This is a genomic window from Luteimonas sp. 3794, assembly GCF_031456825.1.
Lineage (GTDB): Bacteria > Pseudomonadota > Gammaproteobacteria > Xanthomonadales > Xanthomonadaceae > Luteimonas.
Window position 1 is genome coordinate 14,415 of the sequence record NZ_JAVDVJ010000018.1, and the last position, 20,767, is coordinate 35,181.

Annotated in this window: 19 protein-coding genes; 3 read left to right on the top strand and 16 right to left on the bottom strand. The window is 66.3% G+C overall.

Translation table 11 applies throughout. The annotated features are described in order from the left end of the window. Window positions 1-59: 59 nt before the first annotated feature. The 9 genes from J2X52_RS16510 to J2X52_RS16550 all read right to left on the bottom strand — a co-directional run bounded on the left by J2X52_RS16510 (window position 60) and on the right by J2X52_RS16550 (window position 7,380). On the bottom strand, window positions 60-485 hold the full coding sequence (locus J2X52_RS16510; protein WP_310155914.1) for a F0F1 ATP synthase subunit epsilon: 426 nt from the start codon (window positions 483-485) through the stop codon (window positions 60-62). A 126-nt stretch (window positions 486-611) separates the two neighbouring features. After that, window positions 612-2,012, bottom strand: a complete 1,401-nt coding sequence (gene atpD / locus J2X52_RS16515; RefSeq protein WP_310155917.1) for a F0F1 ATP synthase subunit beta — start codon at window positions 2,010-2,012, stop codon at window positions 612-614. A 116-nt stretch (window positions 2,013-2,128) separates the two neighbouring features. Further along, window positions 2,129-2,989 carry a F0F1 ATP synthase subunit gamma gene (gene atpG, locus J2X52_RS16520; RefSeq protein ID WP_310155921.1) on the bottom strand — a complete coding sequence of 287 codons (861 nt, stop codon included), beginning with the start codon at window positions 2,987-2,989 and terminating at the stop codon, window positions 2,129-2,131. A gap of 86 nt (window positions 2,990-3,075) precedes the next feature. Next, window positions 3,076-4,641: a F0F1 ATP synthase subunit alpha gene (gene atpA, locus J2X52_RS16525; RefSeq protein WP_310155924.1), complete on the bottom strand. Its 1,566-nt coding sequence runs from the start codon at window positions 4,639-4,641 to the stop codon at window positions 3,076-3,078. Window positions 4,642-4,693: 52 nt separating this feature from the next. Beyond that, complete coding sequence (locus J2X52_RS16530; RefSeq protein WP_310155927.1) at window positions 4,694-5,221, bottom strand: F0F1 ATP synthase subunit delta; 528 nt, start codon at window positions 5,219-5,221, stop codon at window positions 4,694-4,696. Between the two features lie 5 nt (window positions 5,222-5,226). Beyond that, window positions 5,227-5,697 carry a F0F1 ATP synthase subunit B gene (locus J2X52_RS16535; RefSeq protein WP_310155929.1) on the bottom strand — a complete coding sequence of 157 codons (471 nt, stop codon included), beginning with the start codon at window positions 5,695-5,697 and terminating at the stop codon, window positions 5,227-5,229. 109 nt (window positions 5,698-5,806) lie between these two features. Further along, complete coding sequence (gene atpE, locus J2X52_RS16540; protein WP_159681455.1) at window positions 5,807-6,097, bottom strand: F0F1 ATP synthase subunit C; 291 nt, start codon at window positions 6,095-6,097, stop codon at window positions 5,807-5,809. Between the two features lie 79 nt (window positions 6,098-6,176). Further along, on the bottom strand, window positions 6,177-6,974 hold the full coding sequence (gene atpB / locus J2X52_RS16545; RefSeq protein WP_310155932.1) for a F0F1 ATP synthase subunit A: 798 nt from the start codon (window positions 6,972-6,974) through the stop codon (window positions 6,177-6,179). Window positions 6,975-7,002: 28 nt separating this feature from the next. After that, complete coding sequence (locus tag J2X52_RS16550; protein WP_310155935.1) at window positions 7,003-7,380, bottom strand: ATP synthase subunit I; 378 nt, start codon at window positions 7,378-7,380, stop codon at window positions 7,003-7,005. Between the two features lie 443 nt (window positions 7,381-7,823). Between J2X52_RS16550 and J2X52_RS16555 the strand changes: the two genes are divergently transcribed. Beyond that, window positions 7,824-8,738 (top strand): hypothetical protein, encoded by a 915-nt coding sequence (locus tag J2X52_RS16555; RefSeq protein ID WP_310155938.1) that lies wholly within the window; start codon window positions 7,824-7,826, stop codon window positions 8,736-8,738. 164 nt (window positions 8,739-8,902) lie between these two features. Here the strand turns inward: J2X52_RS16555 and lpdA are convergent, their stop codons facing one another. From lpdA to aceF, 3 genes are read right to left on the bottom strand one after another with little or no spacing between them, the layout of a single operon-like run. Further along, window positions 8,903-10,729 (bottom strand): dihydrolipoyl dehydrogenase, encoded by a 1,827-nt coding sequence (gene lpdA, locus J2X52_RS16560; RefSeq protein ID WP_310155941.1) that lies wholly within the window; start codon window positions 10,727-10,729, stop codon window positions 8,903-8,905. Next, window positions 10,729-12,348: a GNAT family N-acetyltransferase gene (locus tag J2X52_RS16565; protein WP_310155944.1), complete on the bottom strand. Its 1,620-nt coding sequence runs from the start codon at window positions 12,346-12,348 to the stop codon at window positions 10,729-10,731. Before J2X52_RS16565 ends, lpdA begins: the two co-directional genes overlap by 1 nt. 8 nt (window positions 12,349-12,356) lie before the next feature. Then, window positions 12,357-14,069: a dihydrolipoyllysine-residue acetyltransferase gene (gene aceF, locus J2X52_RS16570; protein ID WP_310155946.1), complete on the bottom strand. Its 1,713-nt coding sequence runs from the start codon at window positions 14,067-14,069 to the stop codon at window positions 12,357-12,359. A gap of 433 nt (window positions 14,070-14,502) precedes the next feature. On the opposite strand from aceF, the gene J2X52_RS16575 reads away from it, so the two are divergent. Beyond that, a complete protein-coding gene (locus J2X52_RS16575) occupies window positions 14,503-15,135 on the top strand; it encodes an OmpW family outer membrane protein (RefSeq protein WP_310155948.1) in 633 nt (210 codons plus the stop codon). 108 nt (window positions 15,136-15,243) lie between these two features. Here the strand turns inward: J2X52_RS16575 and J2X52_RS16580 are convergent, their stop codons facing one another. The 3 genes from J2X52_RS16580 to J2X52_RS16590 form a co-directional block, all read right to left on the bottom strand. Continuing rightward, window positions 15,244-15,726, bottom strand: coding sequence for a hypothetical protein (locus tag J2X52_RS16580; RefSeq protein ID WP_310155951.1), 483 nt, complete (start codon window positions 15,724-15,726; stop codon window positions 15,244-15,246). A gap of 131 nt (window positions 15,727-15,857) precedes the next feature. Beyond that, window positions 15,858-16,382: a DUF1453 domain-containing protein gene (locus tag J2X52_RS16585; protein WP_310155954.1), complete on the bottom strand. Its 525-nt coding sequence runs from the start codon at window positions 16,380-16,382 to the stop codon at window positions 15,858-15,860. 77 nt (window positions 16,383-16,459) lie between these two features. After that, complete coding sequence (locus tag J2X52_RS16590; RefSeq protein ID WP_310155957.1) at window positions 16,460-17,389, bottom strand: DMT family transporter; 930 nt, start codon at window positions 17,387-17,389, stop codon at window positions 16,460-16,462. A gap of 118 nt (window positions 17,390-17,507) precedes the next feature. Between J2X52_RS16590 and J2X52_RS16595 the strand changes: the two genes are divergently transcribed. Then, on the top strand, window positions 17,508-19,643 hold the full coding sequence (locus J2X52_RS16595; RefSeq protein ID WP_310155959.1) for a M48 family metallopeptidase: 2,136 nt from the start codon (window positions 17,508-17,510) through the stop codon (window positions 19,641-19,643). Between the two features lie 20 nt (window positions 19,644-19,663). Here the strand turns inward: J2X52_RS16595 and J2X52_RS16600 are convergent, their stop codons facing one another. Then, window positions 19,664-20,713, bottom strand: a complete 1,050-nt coding sequence (locus J2X52_RS16600; RefSeq protein WP_310156035.1) for an NAD(P)-dependent alcohol dehydrogenase — start codon at window positions 20,711-20,713, stop codon at window positions 19,664-19,666. Between the last annotated feature and the right edge of the window lie 54 nt (window positions 20,714-20,767).

Below are 20,767 nucleotides of genomic sequence, written 5' to 3' on the forward strand. Positions count from 1 at the left end.
GACCCCGCCGGAGCGGGGTCGTGCGGTTCACGGCAACCGGGCTTGGCGCCCGACGCCCGTCAGTGCTTGAGGGTCTTGCGCAGACGCTCGAGCGCCTGCAGCTGGACCACGGCCTCGACTAGCTTCTGCTGCGCCTCGGCGATGTCCATCGCCTCGCCGCGACCGGCCAGGATGCGCTCGGCTTCTTCCTTGACGGCTTTCACGGCCGCTTCGTCGATATCGTCGGCGCGGATCGCGGTGTCGGCCAGGATCGTCACGACCTGCGGCTGCACCTCGAGGATGCCGCCGCCGATCGCGAAATCGAGCACTTCGCCATTGGCCTGGGTCACGACGACCTTGCCCGGCTTCAGACGGGTGATCAGCGGAGCATGACGCGGCGCGATGCCGAGCTCACCGAGCTCGCCGGTGGCCACGACCATGGTCGCCTCGCCATGGAAGATCTCGGCTTCTGCGCTGACGATGTCGCAACGGATGGTGGTGGTCATGGCGGTCTCGCTCTGCTCGACGTGTAAGGGGTAAAGCGTGAGAACGGGCGCGTGCGGCGCACGCTCTAGTGGTGAGGGAAGCGGGGGCAGGACTGACGCCCTCGCCTCTTCACGACCTCACGGCATTTACGCCGCGATCTTCTTCGCCTTCTCGACCGCTTCGTCGATGCTGCCGACCATGTAGAACGCCTGCTCGGGCAGGTGGTCGTATTCGCCGTCGACGATGCCCTTGAAGCCGCGGATCGTTTCCTTCAGCGGCACGTACTTGCCCGGCGAGCCGGTGAAGACTTCGGCCACGTGGAAGGGCTGTGAGAAGAAGCGCTCGATCTTGCGCGCGCGCGACACGGCCTGCTTGTCTTCTTCCGACAGCTCGTCCATGCCCAGGATCGCGATGATGTCCTTGAGCTCCTTGTACTTCTGCAGCGTCGACTGCACGCGCTGGGCGGTGTCGTAGTGCTCGTTGCCGATGACGTTCGGGTCCATCTGGCGGCTGGTCGAGTCCAGCGGATCGACCGCCGGATAGATGCCGAGCGAGGCGATGTTGCGGCTCAGCGTCACCGTCGAGTCGAGATGGGCGAAGGTCGTCGCCGGCGACGGGTCGGTCAGGTCGTCCGCGGGCACGTAGACGGCCTGGATCGAGGTGATCGAGCCGGACTTCGTCGAGGTGATGCGCTCCTGCAGCACGCCCATTTCCTCGGCGAGCGTGGGCTGGTAGCCCACCGCCGACGGCATGCGGCCGAGCAGCGCCGACACTTCAGTACCGGCCAGCGTGTAGCGATAGATGTTGTCGACGAACAGCAGCACGTCCTTGCCGCGACCCGATGCATCCTTCTCGTCGCGGAAGTACTCGGCCATCGTCAGACCGGTCAGCGCGACGCGCAGGCGGTTGCCCGGCGGCTCGTTCATCTGGCCGTAGACCATGGCCACCTTGTCGAGGACGTTGGAGTCCTTCATCTCGTGGTAGAAGTCGTTGCCCTCGCGGGTGCGCTCACCCACGCCGGCGAACACCGACAGGCCTTCGTGCGCCTTGGCGATGTTGTTGATCAGTTCCATCATGTTGACGGTCTTGCCGACGCCGGCGCCGCCGAACAGGCCGACCTTGCCGCCCTTGGCGAAGGGACACATCAGGTCGATGACCTTGATGCCGGTTTCCAGCAGCTCGGTGGCCGAAGACTGGTCTTCGTAGCTCGGCGCCGCGCGGTGGATTTCCCAATGGTCGGTCGCTTCGACCGGGCCAGCCTCGTCGATCGGACGACCCAGCACATCCATGATGCGGCCGAGCGTGCCGGCGCCGACCGGCACCGAGATACCGCGGCCGGTGTTGGTCGCGATCAGGTTGCGCTTCAGGCCGTCGGTGGAACCGAGCGCGATCGCGCGCACGATGCCGTCACCGAGCTGCTGCTGCACTTCCAGCGTGATCTCCGTGCCTTCGACCTTCAGTGCGTCGTAGACCCTCGGTACTTCGTTGCGCGCGAACTCGATGTCGACGACCGCGCCGATGATCTGAACGATCTTGCCCTGACTCATTTGAGTGACTCCACTGATGTCTGTTTGATCTGGTGTCGGGATTGAGGACCCGGGATTCGAAAGGCGCGGTTCGCTGCACTTGCCAATCCCGATGTCCCACTCCCGGATTCCGACTCTTAAACCGCCGCAGCGCCGCCGACGATCTCGGAGATTTCCTGGGTGATCGCCGCCTGGCGGGCCTTGTTGTAGACCAGCTTGAGCGTGTCGATCAGCTTGGTGGCGTTGTCGCTCGCGGACTTCATCGCGACCATGCGCGCGGCATGTTCGGACGCCACGTTCTCCATCACCGCCTGGTACACGAGCGATTCGATGTAACGCGTCAGCACGTGGCCGAGCACCGATTCGGCGTCCGGCTCGTAGATGTAGTCCCAGTCGTGCTTGACCACCTGGGTCTCGGCGGCCGGCAGCGGCAGTAGCTGGTCGAAGCTGGCCTTCTGGACCATCGTGTTGACGAAGTGGTTGTAGGCCAGGAACACCCGGTCGACGCGGCCGTCGTTGTAGCCGTCGAGCATCACTTTGATGATGCCGACCAGCTGCTCGACTTCCGGCGTGTCACCGATGTGGGTGACGCTGCCGACCATGTCCACCTTCAGGCGGCGGAAGAACACCGTCGCCTTCTGGCCGATGGTCACCACGTCGACCTGCACGCCCTTGTCCTGCCAGGCGCGGATCTCGCCCAGCAGCTTGCGGAACATGTTGTTGTTCAGACCGCCGGCCAGGCCGCGATCCGAAGACGCGACGATGTAACCGACGCGCTTGACCTCACGCTCGACCAGGTACGGATGCTGGAACTCGGAGCTGGCCTGAGCGAGATGCCCGATCAGCTGCTTCATCGCGTTCGCATACGGGCGCGATGCCTTCATCCGATCCTGCGCCTTGCGGATCTTCGACGCGGAGACCATCTCGAGCGCGCGCGTCACCTTGCGGGTGTTCTGCACGCTCTTGATCTTCGTCTTGATTTCTCTGCCGCCGGCCATCTCATATCCCTGCTTGGGGCGGGTGGAACCCGCCTTGGCTTACTTGTGCTCACCGCATCGGGCGGACAAACGTCCGCCGCGATGGCTTACCAGCTGCCGGTGGTCTTGAAGTCGGAGATGCCCTGCTTGAAGGCGCCTTCGATCTCGTCGTTCCAGCCGCCGGTCTGGTTGATCTTGCCGACCAGCTCGCCCGCGGTGTTGTCGAAGTGCGCGTGCAGGCCTTCTTCGAACGCGAGCAGCTTGGCGACCGGCACGTCGTCGAGGTAACCCTCGTTGACGGCGTAGATCGTCAGCGCCTGGTGCGCGATCGACATCGGCTTGTACTGCTTCTGCTTCATCAGCTCGGTGACGCGCTGACCGCGCTCGAGCTGCTTGCGGGTGGCTTCGTCGAGATCCGAGGCGAACTGCGCGAACGCGGCCAGCTCACGGTACTGGGCGAGCGAGATGCGGATGCCGCCCGAAAGCTTCTTGATGATCTTGGTCTGCGCAGCGCCACCGACGCGCGACACCGAGATACCGGCATTCACGGCCGGGCGGATGCCGGCGTTGAAGAGGTCGGTTTCCAGGAAGATCTGGCCGTCGGTGATCGAGATCACGTTGGTCGGCACGAACGCGGACACGTCGCCGGCCTGCGTTTCGATGATCGGCAGCGCGGTCAGCGAGCCGGTCTTGCCAGTCACCTTGCCTTCGGTGAACTTCTCGACGTACTCCTCGGACACGCGCGCAGCGCGCTCGAGCAGACGGGAGTGCAGATAGAACACGTCGCCCGGATAGGCTTCGCGGCCCGGCGGACGCTTGAGCAGCAGCGAGATCTGGCGATAGGCGACGGCCTGCTTGGACAGATCGTCATAGACGATCAGCGCGTCTTCGCCGCGGTCCATGAAGTACTCGCCCATCGTGCAGCCCGAGTAGGCGCTGATGTACTGCATCGCCGCCGATTCGGACGCGGTCGCAGCGACGACGACGGTGTGGGCCATCGCGCCGTTCTCTTCGAGCTTGCGCACGATGTTCGCGACGGTCGATGCCTTCTGGCCGATCGCCACGTAGACGCACTTGATGCCGGTGGTCTTCTGGTTGATCACGGCGTCGATCGCCATCGCGGTCTTGCCGGTCTGGCGGTCGCCGATGAGCAGCTCGCGCTGGCCTCGGCCGATCGGGATCATCGAGTCGACCGACTTGTAGCCGGTCTGCACCGGCTGGTCGACCGACTTGCGCCAGATCACGCCGGGGGCGACGCGCTCGACCGGCGCGCTGAGCTTGGCGTCGATCGGGCCCTTGCCGTCGATCGGCTCGCCGAGCGCGTTGACCACGCGGCCCAGCATTTCCGGACCGACCGGCACTTCGAGGATGCGGCCGGTGGTCTTGGCGACATCGCCTTCGCGCAGGTGCTCGTAGTCACCCAGCACCACGGCGCCGACGGAGTCGCGCTCGAGGTTGAGGGCGAGTGCGTACGTGGCGGAACCGTCCGCCGCGAGCGGCAGTTCGATCATTTCGCCCTGCATCACGTCGGCCAGGCCGTGCAGACGCACGATGCCGTCCGCGACCGAGGTCACGGTGCCTTCGTTGCGCGATTCGGCGCTCAGCTTGACCTTCTCGATGCGGGACTTGATCAGCTCGCTGATTTCGGAAGGATTGAGTTGCGTGGTAGCCATCGGGGGTTCCCTTGAGCCGGCGTTGCCGCCGACGTTGCAATTGAAAATCGTGTCAGTGCGTCAGAGCGGACTGCAGGCGCGCCAGCTTGCCCTTGAGCGAGCCGTCGATCACCACGTCACCGGCCGAGATCACCGCGCCGCCGATCAGCGATGCGTCCACGGCCGTTTCAACCTGGACCTCGCGACCGAAACGACGCTTGAGCGCGGCGCGGATCTGCTCCACTTCTGCGTCCGGCAGTTGCGCTGCCGACGTCACCGTGGCCAGCACGATGTGCTCGGCCTCGGCACGCAATTCCTCGTACTGGCCGGCGATCTCCGGCAACTGTGCGAGGCGGCCGTTGGTCGCCAGCAACGCGAGGAAATCGGCGAACTTCGCGTCGACGCCCTCCGGTGCGAGCAGCGCGACGGCATCGTCGTGCGACAGCGCGGGGTGGCCGAGCAGCGCGGCTGCCTGCGGATCGGCAGCGACGCGGGCCGAGAACGCGAGCGCGTCCGACCACGGCGCGAACTGGCCGTCGTCACGCGCGATCGCGAACGCGGCGCGGGCATACGGACGGGCGATCGTCATGGCCTGGCTCATCGGACTCAGATCTCCGCGGCGAGTTCGTCGAGCAGCGCCTTGTGGGCGTTGGCGTCGATCTCACGCTTGAGCAGACGCTCGGCGCCGGTCACCGCCAGGCTCGAGACCTGACGACGCAGCTCTTCGCGTGCACGGGTGGCCGAGGCCTGCAGTTCGGCATCGAAGATCGCCTTCTGGCGCAGGCCCTCGGTGACCGCTTCGGCCTTGGCGGCCTCGACGATCTGGAGACCGCGCTGGTGCGCCTGCTCGATGATCTCGTTGGCCTTCGCACGCGCGGCCTTGAGTTCCTCGTTGGCGGTTTCCTGCGCCTGTGCCAGCGCACGCTGGCTGTTGTCGGCCGCGGCCAGACCTTCGGCGATCTTCTTCTGGCGCTCTTCGATAGCGGCCAGCAGCGGCGGCCAGATCTTGGTCGCGATGATCCAGATCAGACCGGCGAACGCCAGTGCCTGGGCAATTAGGGTCAGACCGATATTCATGGGCTTGTGACTGCCTGTCGTGAAGGGATGGGCGCGCACGCGCGCCCCCTGTCATCCACCAGTGCGGTCCATGCGCGAGGCACGCACCGCACTGGAAGCGTCAGCTGGATCAGCCCGCGAGCTGCGCGGCGACCGGGCCGATGAACGGCGAAGCGAACGCGAACAGCAGGCCGACGGCGACCGAGATGATGAACGCGGCGTCGATCAGGCCGGCGGTGATGAACATGCGGACCTGCAGCACCGGGATCAGCTCCGGCTGGCGCGCGGCCGACTCGAGGAACTTGCCGGCCATGATGGCCAGGCCCAGACCCGCACCCAGTGCAGCCAGGCCGATCATGATGCCGATGGCCAGAACGGTCGAAGCCTGGATCTGGGCGAACGAGGTCAGTGCGATTTCCATTGTTTTCTCCGGAGCGGATTGCTTGGTAAGGGTGAGACGGATGGGGTGGAACGAAACCGGTGTCGCGTGACGCTGTCGATCAGTGGTCGTCCTCGGCCAAGCTGAGGTAGACGATCGACAGCATCATGAAAATGAAGGCCTGCAGCGGAATGACCAGCAGGTGGAACAGCATCCAGCCGAGGCCGAGTACGCCGCCGCCGAGCACGCCCAGCAGGCTCGCGCCGCCGAGGACCCAGATCAGCAGGAACACGATCTCGCCGCCGAACATGTTGCCGAACAGTCGCATCGCCAGCGAAATCGGCTTGCTCAGCCACTCGACGATGTTGAGGATCAGGTTGAACGGCACCATCCACTTGCCGAACGGCGCGAACAGGAATTCCTTGGTCATGCCGCCCAGGCCCTTGGCACGCAGGGCGAAGAAGACCGTCAGGAAGAACACGCTGATCGACAGGCCGAGCGTCGCGTTGACGTCCGCGGTCGGCACCGGCTTCCAGTACGCCACGCCCATCAGTTCGAGCGGCTTGGCAATGAAGTCCGCCGGAATCATCTTCAGCAGATTCATCAGCAGGATCCAGAAGAACAGCGTGATCGCGATCGGCGTCACGAGCTTACTGGAGCCGTGGTAGGTGTCGCGGGCCTGCTTGTCGACGAATTCGAGGCAGATCTCGACGAACGCCTGCCACTTGCCCGGTACACCGGCAGTGGCCCTGCGGGTCGCCATCCAGAACGCGAACACCATCAGGCCGCCCATCAGCAGCGCGGTGATCAGCGTGTCCACGTGCAGCGTCCAGAAACCGCCTTCGCCGGTCGACGCAGTCAGGTTCTGCAGGTGGTGCTGGATGTAGCTGGTTGGGGTCAGTTCCGCATCAGCTGCCATAAGATCGAAAACCCTGCCTGTGATTGGTTCAGTGCCTGGCCAGAGGCCGGGACATTGCGAGCAACTGCGCGAAGAGCGCGACGATGACCCCGGCGAGCATCGGAACCGGCGACAAACCCGCCTTCCCCACGCCCAGCAGCAGAACCGCCACCACCACGACCCACTTCAACGCCACCCCTGCCAGCAGCCGCGCGAGCGCGCCTGTCGACGGATTGACCCCACCCCCCAGCGCGATCACGCTCGACAGCCAGCCTCCGAGTGCGATCGCCGCACCACCGAGACCCGCCGCCAGCGCCCAGTCGGCTCCCTTTGCGAGGAAGGCGAGTGCTGTCACCGCGACTGCGACCGCCTGCCAGGCGATTGCGCGCTGTGCCAGCCGCCGACCCACTGCGACGGACGTCAACACTTCAAAGGATTCCACTGTCTGGAGGACACGGGGCGCATGAATCGGCCCCGTCGAGCCGCAAAAGTATAGCAGTGGGGCCATTTGCCCCACAACCGGCGGAGGTCCTGTTTCGCGAAGACCGCGAGCGGGCCGTCCGTGAACTCGTCCCGGTCCGCGCATTCACAATTTTGTGCGGGTTTTTTCGCATTTCCCTGGAACTTCGTTGGGCAGCGCCTTGTCGTACCGATGTGTCCGATCTGCCGCCTTTCCTCGTCGGTCCCGTCTGCAGATCGCCACCCCCCGAGCCCCGGCCCGCCGCCGGGGCTCTTTTTTTGCGTCGCCGGCTGCGCCCCGTCTGTCGGGCCACGCACGACCGGAAATGAGAGCTGGTCAGGTGACGACTTCACGTCGGAAAGACTGCGGGTTAACGAACATCCTTCGCCTCTCACAGGAAGACTCCCCCGATGTCACGACCCGCGTACCGCCTTGCCCTCGCCCTGCTCTCGACCGCCATCCTCGCCACGTTCGCCACCGCGGTGCAGGCGCAGAGCCGTGATGACCGTTTCGTCCTGCGTCTGAGCGCGTTCAATCCAGAAGCCGAGCTGGGCTTTTCGGGCACCGGCGTCGTCACCGACGGCACCGACGATGCGACCTTCGGCTTCAACGAAAGTTTCGATTCCAGCCGCGAATGGCGTCCGCGCGGCGCGATCGGCTTCCGCATGAGCGACCGCCAGGCGCTCGTCGGCAACTATTACGACTATCGACGCGACGAAACCTGGGAATACGGCGGCAACGTGCTCGATACCGGCACCATCATCCCGGGGGGCGAAGTGATCGAGGTGCCCGGCGCCCGCATCGACGGCCGCCTGTCCTTCAGCCTGGCCAGCCTCAATTACGAGTACGCGGTCGTCAAGAACGAGAATTTCGAGTGGGGCCTGGGCATCGGCGTGACCTACGCCGAACTGGAAGTGCTTGCCAATGGCAGCTCGACCGGCACCGATCTGGTCGACCCGCAGTTCGAAAACGTCAGCTGGAAGCGCGACGGCTTCTCGCCCGGCCTGCACACCCGCCTGACCTGGATCCCGGCGGACCGCTGGAGCGTCGGGCTGGAAGCCCAGTACCTCGACACCCGCTGGGGCGACTTCCTCGACGAGCGCGGCCACTTCGAGCGTGGCGGGCTGATCGTCGAATACATGGTCAGCGACCGCATCGGCATCCACGCCGGCTACGACTGGTTCCGCCTGAAGCTGTCCGACGAGTACCGCGGCACTGCGCGTGCGCCCGATGGCATCGATGCCGGCCCGTTCCCGTACGCGGGCAAGGTCACCGGCGACCTGAAGGTCCATGGCCCGATGGCCGGTGTGACCTTCCGCTTCTGATCGCGGCCGGTCCACACGCCTTTACGGGCATGTGGACCGCCATGAAAAAGCCCCGGCATGCCGGGGCTTTTTTCGGTCTGGCGCGGGAGGCGTGCACACGATGACGCACTTTCGTCGAGGCTTCGCGCGCGAGCGCGCTCCTACGGCGAGTCGATCTGCCGCGCCTACTTCTTCTTCGGGATGTAGAGGTCGGTGATCGTGCCGTCGAACACTTCCGCCGCCATCGCCACCGACTCGCTGAGCGTGGGATGCGGATGGATGGTGTGGCCGATGTCGGCGACTTCGGCGCCCATCTCGATCGCCAGACCCGCTTCGGCGATCAGATCACCCGCATGCACGCCGACGATGCCGGCGCCGACGATGCGATGCGTGGCCTCGTCGAAGATCAGCTTGGTGAAACCCTCGGTGCGGCCGATGCCGATCGCGCGACCGCTGGCCGCCCACGGGAACTTGCCTACGCCGACCTTCAGGCCCTTGGCCTTGGCCTCGGTCTCGGTGATGCCGACCCACGCGATTTCCGGATCGGTATAGGCGACCGACGGAATCACCCGAGCCACCCATTCCTTCTTCTCGCCGGCGGCGACTTCGGCCGCGAGCTTGCCCTCGTGCGTGGCCTTGTGCGCCAGCATCGGCTGGCCGACCAGATCGCCGATCGCGAAGATGTGCGGCACGTTGGTGCGCATCTGCGCGTCGACGGCGATGAAGCCGCGCTCCGACACGCGCACGCCGGCCTTGTCGGCGGCGATCTTGCCGCCGTTGGGCGTCCGGCCCACGGCCACCAGCACGCGGTCGAAGGTCTTCGTCTCGGGAATGCTCTCGCCTTCGAAGACGACGTCGATGCCGGTCTTCGCGGCCTTGGCTTCGACGACCTTGGTCTTGAGATGCGCAGACACGCCCTGCTTCTTCAGGCGGTCTGCGAGCGGCTTGACCAGATCCTTGTCGGCGCCGGGCATCAGTTGGTCGGCGAGTTCGACGACCGTCACCTCGGAGCCGAGCGCGTGATAGACCGTCGCCATCTCGAGACCGATGATGCCGCCGCCGACGACGAGCAGCTTCTTCGGCGTCTCGGCGAGTTCCAGCGCGTCGGTCGAATCCATCACGCGCGGGTCGTCCCACGGGAAGCCAGGCAGCTTCAGCGCCTGCGAACCGGCGGCGATGATGCATTGTTCGAAACGCACGAGCTGGGTCTTGCCGTCAGCGCCGGTGACTTCGATCTCGTTCGGCGACACGAACAGGCCTTCGCCGGTGACCACGCGCACCTTGCGCTGCTTGGCCATGCCGGTCAGGCCCTTGGTCAGCTGGCCGACCACTTTTTCCTTGTAGCCACGGAGCTTGTCGAGGGCGATGGTCGGCGTACCGAAATCCACGCCGTAGTCGCTGGCGTGCTTGGCCTGGTCGATAACCTCGGCCGCGTGCAGCAGCGCCTTCGACGGAATGCAGCCGACGTTGAGGCAGACGCCGCCGAGCGTTTCGTAACGCTCGATCAGCACGGTATCGAGGCCGAGATCGGCGGCGCGGAACGCGGCGGTGTAGCCACCGGGACCGGAGCCGAGCACGACGACGCGGCATTCGACATCGGCGGTGCGGCCCGACGACGGTGCGGCCTTGACCGCATCCGGCTCGGCCGGCGCGGCGTGCGAACGCGCGACCGGCGGATTGCTGCCGGGCGCTTCGCTCTTCTTCGGGGGCGCCGCTTCTGTCTTCTCGGGCGCAGCGGCCTTCGTGTCGGCGGCAGGCGCATCGCCCTCGCCTTCAGCCTCGATTACCGCAACCACGCTGCCTTCCGACAGCGTGTCGCCGACCTTGACCTTCAATTCCTTGATGACGCCCGCGCTCGACGCCGGCACTTCCATCGTCGCCTTGTCCGACTCCAGCGTGACCAGGCTCTGGTCCTTGGCGACGGTCTCGCCGACCGCAACCAGCACCTCGATCACCGGCACGTCGTCGTAGCCGCCGATGTCGGGGACTTTCACTTCGAGGGTCTGGGCCATCACGGGTTCTCCGGAGTCTGTTGCGTGGGGTCCGATGCCGCGATGCGCGACGCCGGGCGACGCGCCCAGGTCAGCGAATACAGATCGTGGCGGCGGTCGTTGAGGTTCTGCACGGTGCCGTCGTTGCGGGCGACGACGAGATCGTTGAGACGCAGATCGGCAAACGCGACCTGCTCGACGTTCGGCGTGGTGTCGGCGGCGATGCCGTCACGCGCGAACGGGAAATCGCAGGGCGTCAGGATGCAGCTCTGCGCGTACTGGATGTCGAAGTTGTTGACGCCGGGCAGGTTGCCGACGTTGCCCGACAGCACCACGTAACACTGGTTCTCCACCGCGCGCGCCTGCGAGCAGTAACGCACGCGCAGATAGCCTTCGCGGGTGTCGGTGCAGAACGGCACGAACAGGATCATCGCGCCCTGGTCGACCAGGTGCCGGCCCAGTTCGGGGAACTCGCTGTCGTAGCAGATCATGACGCCGATCGGCCCGCAGTCGGTCATGATCGCCCGCGCACTGTCGCCGCCACCGATGCCCCACCAGGTGCGCTCGTTGGGCGTGGGATGCAGCTTGTCGCGGGTGTGCAGCGAACCGTCGCGCAGGGCGACGTAGCAGATGTTGCGCACGTTCGCGTCGGGGCCGTCGCTGGTCCGCGTGGGATGCGAGCCGCCGATGATGTTGATGTTGTGCCGCACCGCGAGTTCGCTGAGCAACGCCGCGAAGCGCTCGGTGTAACCGGTCAACGCCAGCAGCGAATCCTGCGGCGACAACGGCTTGTTCTCGACCGACAGCAACTGCAACGTGAAGAGCTCGGGGAACACCACGAAATCGGCGCGGTAATCGGCGGCGATGTCGACGAAGTATTCGACCTGGGTCGCGAACTCCTCGAACGAGGCGACCCGGCGCTGCTGGTACTGCACGGTCGCCACGCGCACCGAATCGGGCAGTTGGCGGGCGGTGCCGGTGGTGCGCACGTTCGGGTCGATCTTCGGATTGCGCCAGACCAGATGCGCCGCATAACCGCGCGATTCACGGTCGGCGGGCTGGTAGTTGCGCAGCAGGCCGATGAACTCGAAACCGTTGCTGAGCTGGAAGCTCAGCGCGCGATCGCGGATCCGGCCCGCGCGCACGTCGGCGACATAGGCATGCGCATCGTTGCCGTAGGCCTTCGCGCGGCGCGAAAAGCCCGGCAGGCGTCCGCCGAACACGATGCCCTTGAGGCCCAGTTCCTGGCATAACCGCTTGCGCAGCTCGTACAGACGGCGGCCGATGCGCAACCCGCGATACGCGGGGTCCACGCAGACTTCCATGCCGTAGAGCCAGTCGCCGGTGGTCAGATGGCGCGCGCCGTAGCCGCCGCCGGAAATCTCGGTCCAGCGATGCGGCGCCATCGCGCTCGCCTCGTCGATGCGGAACGTCGCGCAGTAACCGACCGCGACGTCCTCGTAGCAGGCGACGAACACGCCCTGCGGAAACTGGGCGATCTGACCGGTGAGCATCTCGGCCGTGTAGCCGCCTTCTTCGCCGTAAACCGTGTCCGACAGCGCGACGATCGCCGGGATGTCGACGACCGTCGCATGCCGGACGGTCAGTCGTGCTTTTTCCCGCGTGGTGTCGCTGGTCACCGGCACGCTTACAGCAGCACGCGACGCATGTCGCCGAGCAACTGCGCCAGCGTCGCGGTGAAGCGCGCGGCCGCGGCGCCGTCGATGACGCGGTGGTCGTAGGACAGCGACAGCGGCAGGGTCAGACGCGGCTGGAAGGCCTTGCCGTCCCAGACCGGCTTCATCGCCGACTTCGACACGCCGAGGATCGCGACTTCCGGTGCATTGACGATCGGGGTGAAGCTGGTGCCGCCGATGCCGCCGAGCGAACTGATCGAGAAGCAGCCGCCCTGCATGTCGGCCGGGCCGAGCTTGCCGTCACGCGCCTTCTTCGCCAGCGCGGACATCTCCTGGGAGATTTCCATGACGCCCTTCTTGTCGGCGTCGCGGATCACCGGGACGACCAGACCGTTCGGGGTGTCGGCGGCGAAGCCGATGTGGAAGTACTTCTTGAGCGTGAGGTTCTCGCCGGTCGCGTCGAGCGAGCTGTTGAAGCGCGGGTACTGCTTGAGCACCGCGACCGAGGCCTTGATCAGGAACGCGAGCATGGTCAGCTTGACGCCGGCCTTCTCGTTTTCCTTGTTGAGCTGCACGCGCAGCGCTTCGAGGTCGGTGATGTCGGCATCGTCGTGCTGGGTGACGTGCGGGATCATCGCCCAGTTGCGGGCGAGGTTCGCCGCCGAGATCTTCTGGATGCGGCCCAGTTCCTGAACCTCGATCTCGCCGAACTTGGCGAAATCGACCTTCGGCCACGGCAGCAGGTTGAGACCGCCGCCCGCCGCTGCCGAGGCGCCGGAGGCGGCCTTCGCACCGCCGCCCTGCAAGGCACTCTTGACGAAGGACTGCACGTCCTCGCGGATGATCCGGCCGCCCTTGGCGCTGCCCTTGAGCTGGGTCAGATCGACGCCGAGCTCGCGTGCGAACAGACGCACCGCTGGACTCGCGTAGGGCACCTTGTCGGGGAAGATCGCATCGGCGTCGAAGCGCACCGGCGGATTGCCGCCGCCCGGCGCGCGATGCTCGATCGAGGCTTCGGCGATCTTGTCGGGCTTGCCCTGCGTCGCGACCGGCTCGACCGCATTGTCGTCGGTGCCCTTGGCCGGCGCTGCAGCCGGCTGCGAGGCCGCGGCAGGTGCATCGCCGGCGGCTTCGATGATCGCGACCACGGCGCCTTCAGACAGCGTGTCGCCGACCTTGACCTTGAGTTCCTTGATCACGCCGGCGACCGCGGCCGGCACTTCCATCGTGGCCTTGTCCGATTCCAGCGTGATCAGCCCCTGATCCTTCTCGACCGTGTCGCCGACCGCGACCAACACTTCGATCACCGGCACGTCGTCGTAGCCACCGATGTCGGGGACCTTCGATTCCTGCGCACCGCCGCCGGACGTCGCCTTCGGCGCCTCGGCCTTCGCGGCCGGTGCAGCTTTTTCGGGAGCCTTCGGCGCTTCTGTCTTCGCAGGCGTTTCGGCCTTCGCCGGGGCTTCGGCCTGGGCGTCGCCGCCCTCGGCTTCGATGATCGCGACCACGCCGCCTTCCGACAGGGTGTCGCCGACCTTGACCTTCAACTCCTTGACCACGCCCGCGAAAGGCGCCGGCACTTCCATCGTCGCCTTGTCCGATTCGAGCGTGACCAGTCCCTGGTCGACCGACACCGTATCGCCGACGGCGACCAGCACCTCGATCACCGGGACATCGTCAAACCCGCCAATGTCGGGAACGCGTGCTTCTTTCAGGTCGGCCATGCGGCCCTCCGGGCAGGTCGTGACCGGCTATTGTGCGGCCCAGCCGGATTTGCGCCAACTGTTGCGTCGCGTACGGACGCGCATGGGACGGTCAACTTGTTCTGACCACACGCGACGCGCGAATGCACCAGACGCCGTGCACGGAACGCTGCGTCACAAACGTGACGTTCGTCTTGCGTACATCGATTTTCAACCCGTGCTTGTCCGCCTTGACCGCATCGACAGCGGCCCGCCGATGAACCGCCCCAGCAGGTTCCAGAAGGCACTGTGAAGCGTTGTGCGCGCTTCAGGAAGCGCAAATCCTCTATTCAGGTTCTGGTTGCGAGCATGGCGCCGCCTTCCCGCAGAGGAAGGTCGCAGCGCCGCCCCCGCACGCTGCGACACGAAGCAACGCTGGCCCTCACGGTCCAGCCTTCAAGAAGGAGCACACCCCATGCTGAAGTCCAACAAGCGCGTTCTCGCGCTCGCCACCCTGGCCAGCCTTGCCGTTTCTTCGGTCGCGTTCGCCCAGGACGCTGGCGACACCGCCTCCGGCAAGCGCTTCTCGGTCGTCGGCGGCGCCACCCTGCTGCAGCCGACCAAGAGCAGCAGCAACGATGGCATCGAAGTCGACGGCGGCCCGGCCCCGACGGCCTCTGTGTCTTACAACTTCACCGACAACATCAGCGCCGAACTGTGGGGCGCGCTCGACAAGTTCGATCACCGCGTCCGCAACGATGCTGGCAAGGTCGGCACCGTCGAGCAGCAGCCGATCGCGCTGAGCGGTCAGTACCACTTCGGCCAGGCCGACAACACCTTCCGCCCGTTCGTGGGTCTGGGTTATCACCACTCCAACATCAGCGGTGAAGATCTCAATCCGGGTGGCGAGCACGTCAGCCTGTCCACGCCGAAGGGCGCGATCGGCACTGTCGGCGTCGACATGAACATCACCCCCACCTGGTTTGCCCGTGCCGATGCGCGTTACCTGCGCAGCCGCGCCGACGTGAACCAGGCCGGCGTCTCCACCGGTCAGGAGCTCAAGCTCGATCCGTGGACCGTGGGTGTCGGCATCGGCGCACGTTTCTGATCTCTCTCCCCAGAGTCGTGCACCAGGAAAGACCCGCTTCGGCGGGTCTTTTTTTTATCGGGTGTCATGACGCCGGGATTCCACTCCGCACGCAGGGGAGCCGCGCGCCTAGTTGGTCAGGATGTGTCGAAGATTCCCGCCGTTCGAAACCGTCACCCGCTGGACCAGCAGGCGCTGCCGCGTGTCGATGGTGCCCACGTAATATCCCGGTTCCGACCAGCGGACGGTCGAGGTGAGGTAGTAGTCGCCGGCGGGCACCCGGTCGAACTGGAACGTGCCGCTGCCATCGGCGGTCGTCGAGATGATGTGGGCGCTGAGCCGTGGATCGGATTCGACCAGCCGCCGCTTTCCCACCACCTGGTTTTCGTACCAGAACGTGCTGTAGCTGGTCACCGGGTTCAACGTGACTGTCTCGCCGGCGCCGAATCGCGGGCCGAATTCGGTGCGCATGATGACCTGACCATGCACGCCGCCATGCCCGGCACGCCTGGACAACTGCGCATACTCATCCACTGGAAACGGAGGTCTCTGCAGTTCCCGCTCGCGTGTTCCACCGCCCAGGGTGCCGCAGCCGGACAGCAGCAACGCCACGCATGTAATAAGACCGATTGCTCGCATTGCACTTCCCTGTTGGATATCGGAGAGCGACGGTAGCCATCGGGCAGCCTCGGAAGATGTCGGGAAACCTGCTTACTGGCTCGAGGATTTCCCGCGCCGATGCTTCAGCGGAGCCAGCGGCCCAGCCGCCACTGCAACAACACCGCATACATCGCGTGGTAGCCGACCACGAGCCCGGCGACTGCGAACAGACCCGCCGGCTCACCTAACGGCCCCCACGCGGCAAGCGCCGCGGTGTCGCCGCGCATGCGTTCCCAGGCCTGCCAGATGCCGGCGAACACCCGCGCGACGACGACCAAGGTCAGTGCGAGCACCAGCCAGCGGTTCGGCGTGTACCAGACCTGGCCTGGACGATGTTCGATGCGCGTGAGCACCCAGCCCAGCCCCCCCAGCGCCAGCCCAGCGAGTACGCCGAGCGCGGCGTACGCAAACGCGTGGGTGACGAACACCTGAGCAATGCCCATGCCACCAAGGAACACCAGTGCCGAGGCCGGAATCAGCCAGGCATTGAGTCGCGTCAGCCAGCGCGGCGGACGGCGGCGCGAGGTGCCGACGCGATAGCGGTTCCACAGCGCCAGCGGCCACAGCAGAAGCAGCAGCGCGAAGATGGCGAGCAGCATAAGAGGCATGGTGGTGTGGCGGAGTCCGGCCTATCGAGGGCGGCATCATCGGCGATCCAACGCGCGATCGCGATGAAAACGGTGTTTTAAGGCCGCGGCGTGCCGTCGATGCGTTTGATCTCCGCGTCCACCTCACCAGCCTCGGACAGCACTTTTTCGCGGCGGAACATATAAAGACCGCTGGCGACGATGATGCCGGCGCCCAGCCACGTCATGCCGTCGGGCAACACCTGCCAGACGAACAGATCCAGCAGCACGACCCACAGCAGCGCCGTGTATTCCAGCGGTGCGACCTGACTGGCTTCACCGAGCCGGAACGCGTGCGTCAGACCCACCTGGCCCAGGGCGCCGGTCACGCCGATCAGCGCCAGCACCCACCAGTGCTCACGCTGCAACGGCTGCCACTCCGGCCATGCCAGTCCGCCGGCGAACACCGCCATCAACACCAGGAACCAGAACACCAGTGCCTCGGGGCTGTCGCGCTGGGCGAGCTTGCGCACGGTGATCGAGGCGATCGCGTAGCACAGCGCGCCACCAACGACCGCCAGCCCGGCCAGCGTCGCCACGCCCTCGCCAGTGGGTCGCAGCACGACCAGCACGCCGACGACACCGAGCGCGATCGCGGTCCAGCGTCGTGGTCCGACCTTCTCGCCGAGCAGCGGCACTGCCAACGCGGTGACCATCAGCGGCGACACGAAGACGATCGCGTAGGCGGTCGACAGCGGCATCCGCGCCAGGCCGTAGACGAAGCCCGCGATCATGCCCACGCCCAGCACGCCGCGCAGTAGATGCAAGGGCCAGTGGACGCGCAGCAGCGTACGCGTGCGGCCACGCAACACGATCCAGCCCAGCACCAGCGGCAAGGTGGCGAGACTGCGAAACACCGCCACCTGGAATGCCGGGTAATCCTCGGCGATCCATTTCATGCCCGCATCCATGCCTGCGAACGCGAGCACCGCCAGCAGCATCCACAGGGCGGCGACGCGGGCGTCGGTCGAAGTCGCGGGAGCGGGCATACAGGCAGCGCAGGAAAAGGCGGAGGCGCATCCTCGCACGGCCCTCGCCGCATCGAGAGGGATTGCGGTCCAGCGACCCGCCTGCTCTGATGCACGGACATCGCTAAGGAGAGCAATGATGACCGCCGAGTCCTGCCCCGCCGACATGCTGCGGGCGCTGCCTGCCGATTCGATTTCCCGACCGCCGGTCAAACCGCTCTACATCTCAAGCCTGTGGCTGGTCACCGCCCTGTGCCTGGCGATGCCGGTGCTGTACATGGGCCTGATCGCCGCCTTCGGATGGCTGGAATTCCGCTACTACACCGACTGGGTGCACCAGCTGCAGCCCGGCTTTTCATGGGGGCGGCTTGTGGCCTGGACGGTGCCGGGCTTCGTGGGCGGCATCCTGATCCTCTTCCTGCTCAAGCCCCTGTTCGCCCCCCGGCACGCCGCATCGGAGGAGATCGAACTCACCGCTGCCGACGATCCAGCCCTGGTCGCGGGCATCCATGCCCTGTGCCGCGCCATCGGCACCCGCCCGCCTTCTTCTATCCGCCTTAGCCCCGAGGTCAACGCCTGGGTGCAGTTCGAACCCGGCCTCTGGGGATTCCTGCGCGGGCACCGCCGCCTGACGATCGGTCTGCCGCTGGTGGCCGGTCTGGATGCTCGGCAGTTCGTCGGCGTCATGGCGCACGAGTTCGGCCACTTTGCCCAGGGCGGCGGCATGCGCAGTTCCCACCTGATCAACCGGGTCAACCGCTGGCTGTGGTCGCGCGGCTACGAATGGGACGAGTGGGACGATCGCCTGTACGACTGGCGCAGCGACGCTGACAACGGCATGTTCGCCGTGGCCGCCTGGCTCGCCAGCGGCGCCCTGTGGGCCACGCGCCAAATGATGCGCGGCCTGTTCGCAATCAGCTTCCGGATGAGTCGGCGGCTGTCGCAGGAAATGGAATTCGACGCCGATCGCTATGAAGCCGTGGTGGCCGGCAGTGCGTGCTTCGCGTCCACCGCCCTGCGGATGCGGGCGCTGATGCTGGCCTTCCAGCGCACCAATGCCCAGGGGGCGCACGTATGGCAACAGGGCCGTCTGGCCGCAGACCTGCCCGAGGCGGTGATGTCGCATCTTCAGCGGTTCAGCGCACGGGACTGGGACGATCTGGCCCATGCACTGCATGCCGATGACACCACGCACTACTGGGCCACGCACCCGGCGGATGGCGAGCGCGTCGCGAACGTCGAGCGGCTCGGCGCCAGGGGACTGTTCCTCGACCAACGACCGGCCCGTGCCTTGTTCGCCGACTTTCCCGGGCTGTCACGACGCGTGACCGAACGCTATTACCGGAGCATGGGCCTGGTCTTCGATGCGCGGAATCTCGTCGACACCGCAGCGGTGGTGGATATCGACGCGTTGCCGGACGCGGACGAACTCGCCTGGAAGCGTTACACCGCCGGCATGCTCGGCGAACCTGCCTGCCTCGCCCCCGAGGATGCAGCGCGGATGCCGTTCGCCGATATGGCGTGGCAGGCGTGCGTGGACGAACTGCGCAGGCTGATGCCGGACGCGGCGCCGCTGTGGGGACGTCGCCAGCGACAGCGCGCGCGCCAGCTCGAGGCGGCGCCGCGCGTCGCAATGCTGGACCTCGGGATCGACATCCCCATGCCCGATGGCCGGCCCGCCGACGCGGTCGCGCTGCGCACCGACTTCGCCGGCGTCGAGACCGGGACCACGCCGGACGCACGGCTTGTCGAACACATCAGCGGCCTGTTCGCGCGACGGCTCGCGCACGCGGTCGCCACAATGCCCGAGCCAGAACGCGCAGACGCCACTGCGCGCCTGCGCCTGCTGCAGGTGCTGCACACGCAGGCCGAGCGCCTGCACGCCCTGCATCTGATGGCCGCCGCCTGCCTCCCACTGTCTCGCGGCCTGCAAGGCGGCGATCCAGACCTCCGCGACTGGCTGATGCAGTCGGCGACTCGCTATCGCGCAGGAATCGACGCGATGATGGCCACACTCGACGCGATCCCGCTGGACGGCACGGGATCGGTGGCCCGCCATCTGCGTGTGGGCTGCGGCCACCTTGCAGGGGTCGACGATGGCCCGCTGTCCTACATGCGCGCTACCGCGCCGTTGCCGGAACTGATGGCGCGCCTAGTCCGGCAGCAGCTGGCCGGCGTGATCGCGAGCGCCCAGCTGCAGGAACAGCTGCACGGCATCCAACCGATCCGGCTTCTGGACATCGCACCTGCCCCTTCGAACGCCGCCCCCGCCTGAGCGGGCGCGGCGCGCGGCGATCATGCTTCGAGCGTGGCGGTATCGATGACGAAGCGGTAGCGCACATCGCCCTTGAGCATGCGCTCGTAGGCGGTGTTGATGTCGGCGATGCCGATGCGCTCGATGTCGGAGACGATGCCGTGCTCGGCGCAGAAATCGAGCATTTCCTGGGTTTCGCGGATGCCGCCGATCAGCGAACCGGTCAGACGACGCCGCTGCATGATCAGCGAGCCGGCAGCGACAGGAGCGGGCTGGTCGGGCACGCCGAGCAGGATCATCGTGCCGTCGACCTTCAGCAGCGACAGGTAGGCGTTGTAGTCGTGCGGCGCGGACACGCTGTCGACGATGAAGTCGAAGGTCTTGGCCAGCGTCTTGAACGTAGCCTCGTCACGCGTGGCAGCGAAGTCGTGCGCGCCGAGCTTCAGCGCGTCGTCGCGCTTGGATTCGGACGTGCTGAGCACCGTCACGCGCGCACCCATCGCAACGGCGAACTTCACCGCCATGTGGCCGAGACCGCCGAGGCCGACGACGGCGACCGCATCGCCGGCATTGACGCCGAAATGGCGCAGCGGCGAATACGTGGTGATGCCCGCGCACAGCAGCGGCGCCGCCGCGTCGAGCGGCAGCGAGTCGGGCACGCGCAATACGTAATTCTGGTCGACGGTGATGCGTGTCGAGTACCCGCCGTAGGTTGGCGCGCTGCCGTCGCGTTCCATCGCGTTGTAGGTGCTGGTCATACCCTGCTCGCAGAACTGCTCCTCGCCCGCCTGACATTGCGCGCAGGACCGGCAGGAGTCGACGAAACAGCCGACGCCGACGGCGTCACCGATCTCGAACTTCGTGACCTCGCTGCCGACTTCGGCGACGTGGCCGACGATCTCGTGGCCCGGGACCATCGGGAAGATCGAGCCGCCCCACTCGTCGCGGACCTGGTGCAGGTCGGTATGGCAGACGCCACAGAATGCGATATCGATCAGGACCTCGTGGGCGCGCGGCGCGCGGCGCTGGATCGTGGTCGGCGCCAGCGGCGAACTGGCATCGGCGGCAGCATAGGCGGGGGTGTCGAGCATGGCGGCGGCCTCGTAGTGGGTCATCGGGGGAACGTCCATTCTGCGCCCCGCCGT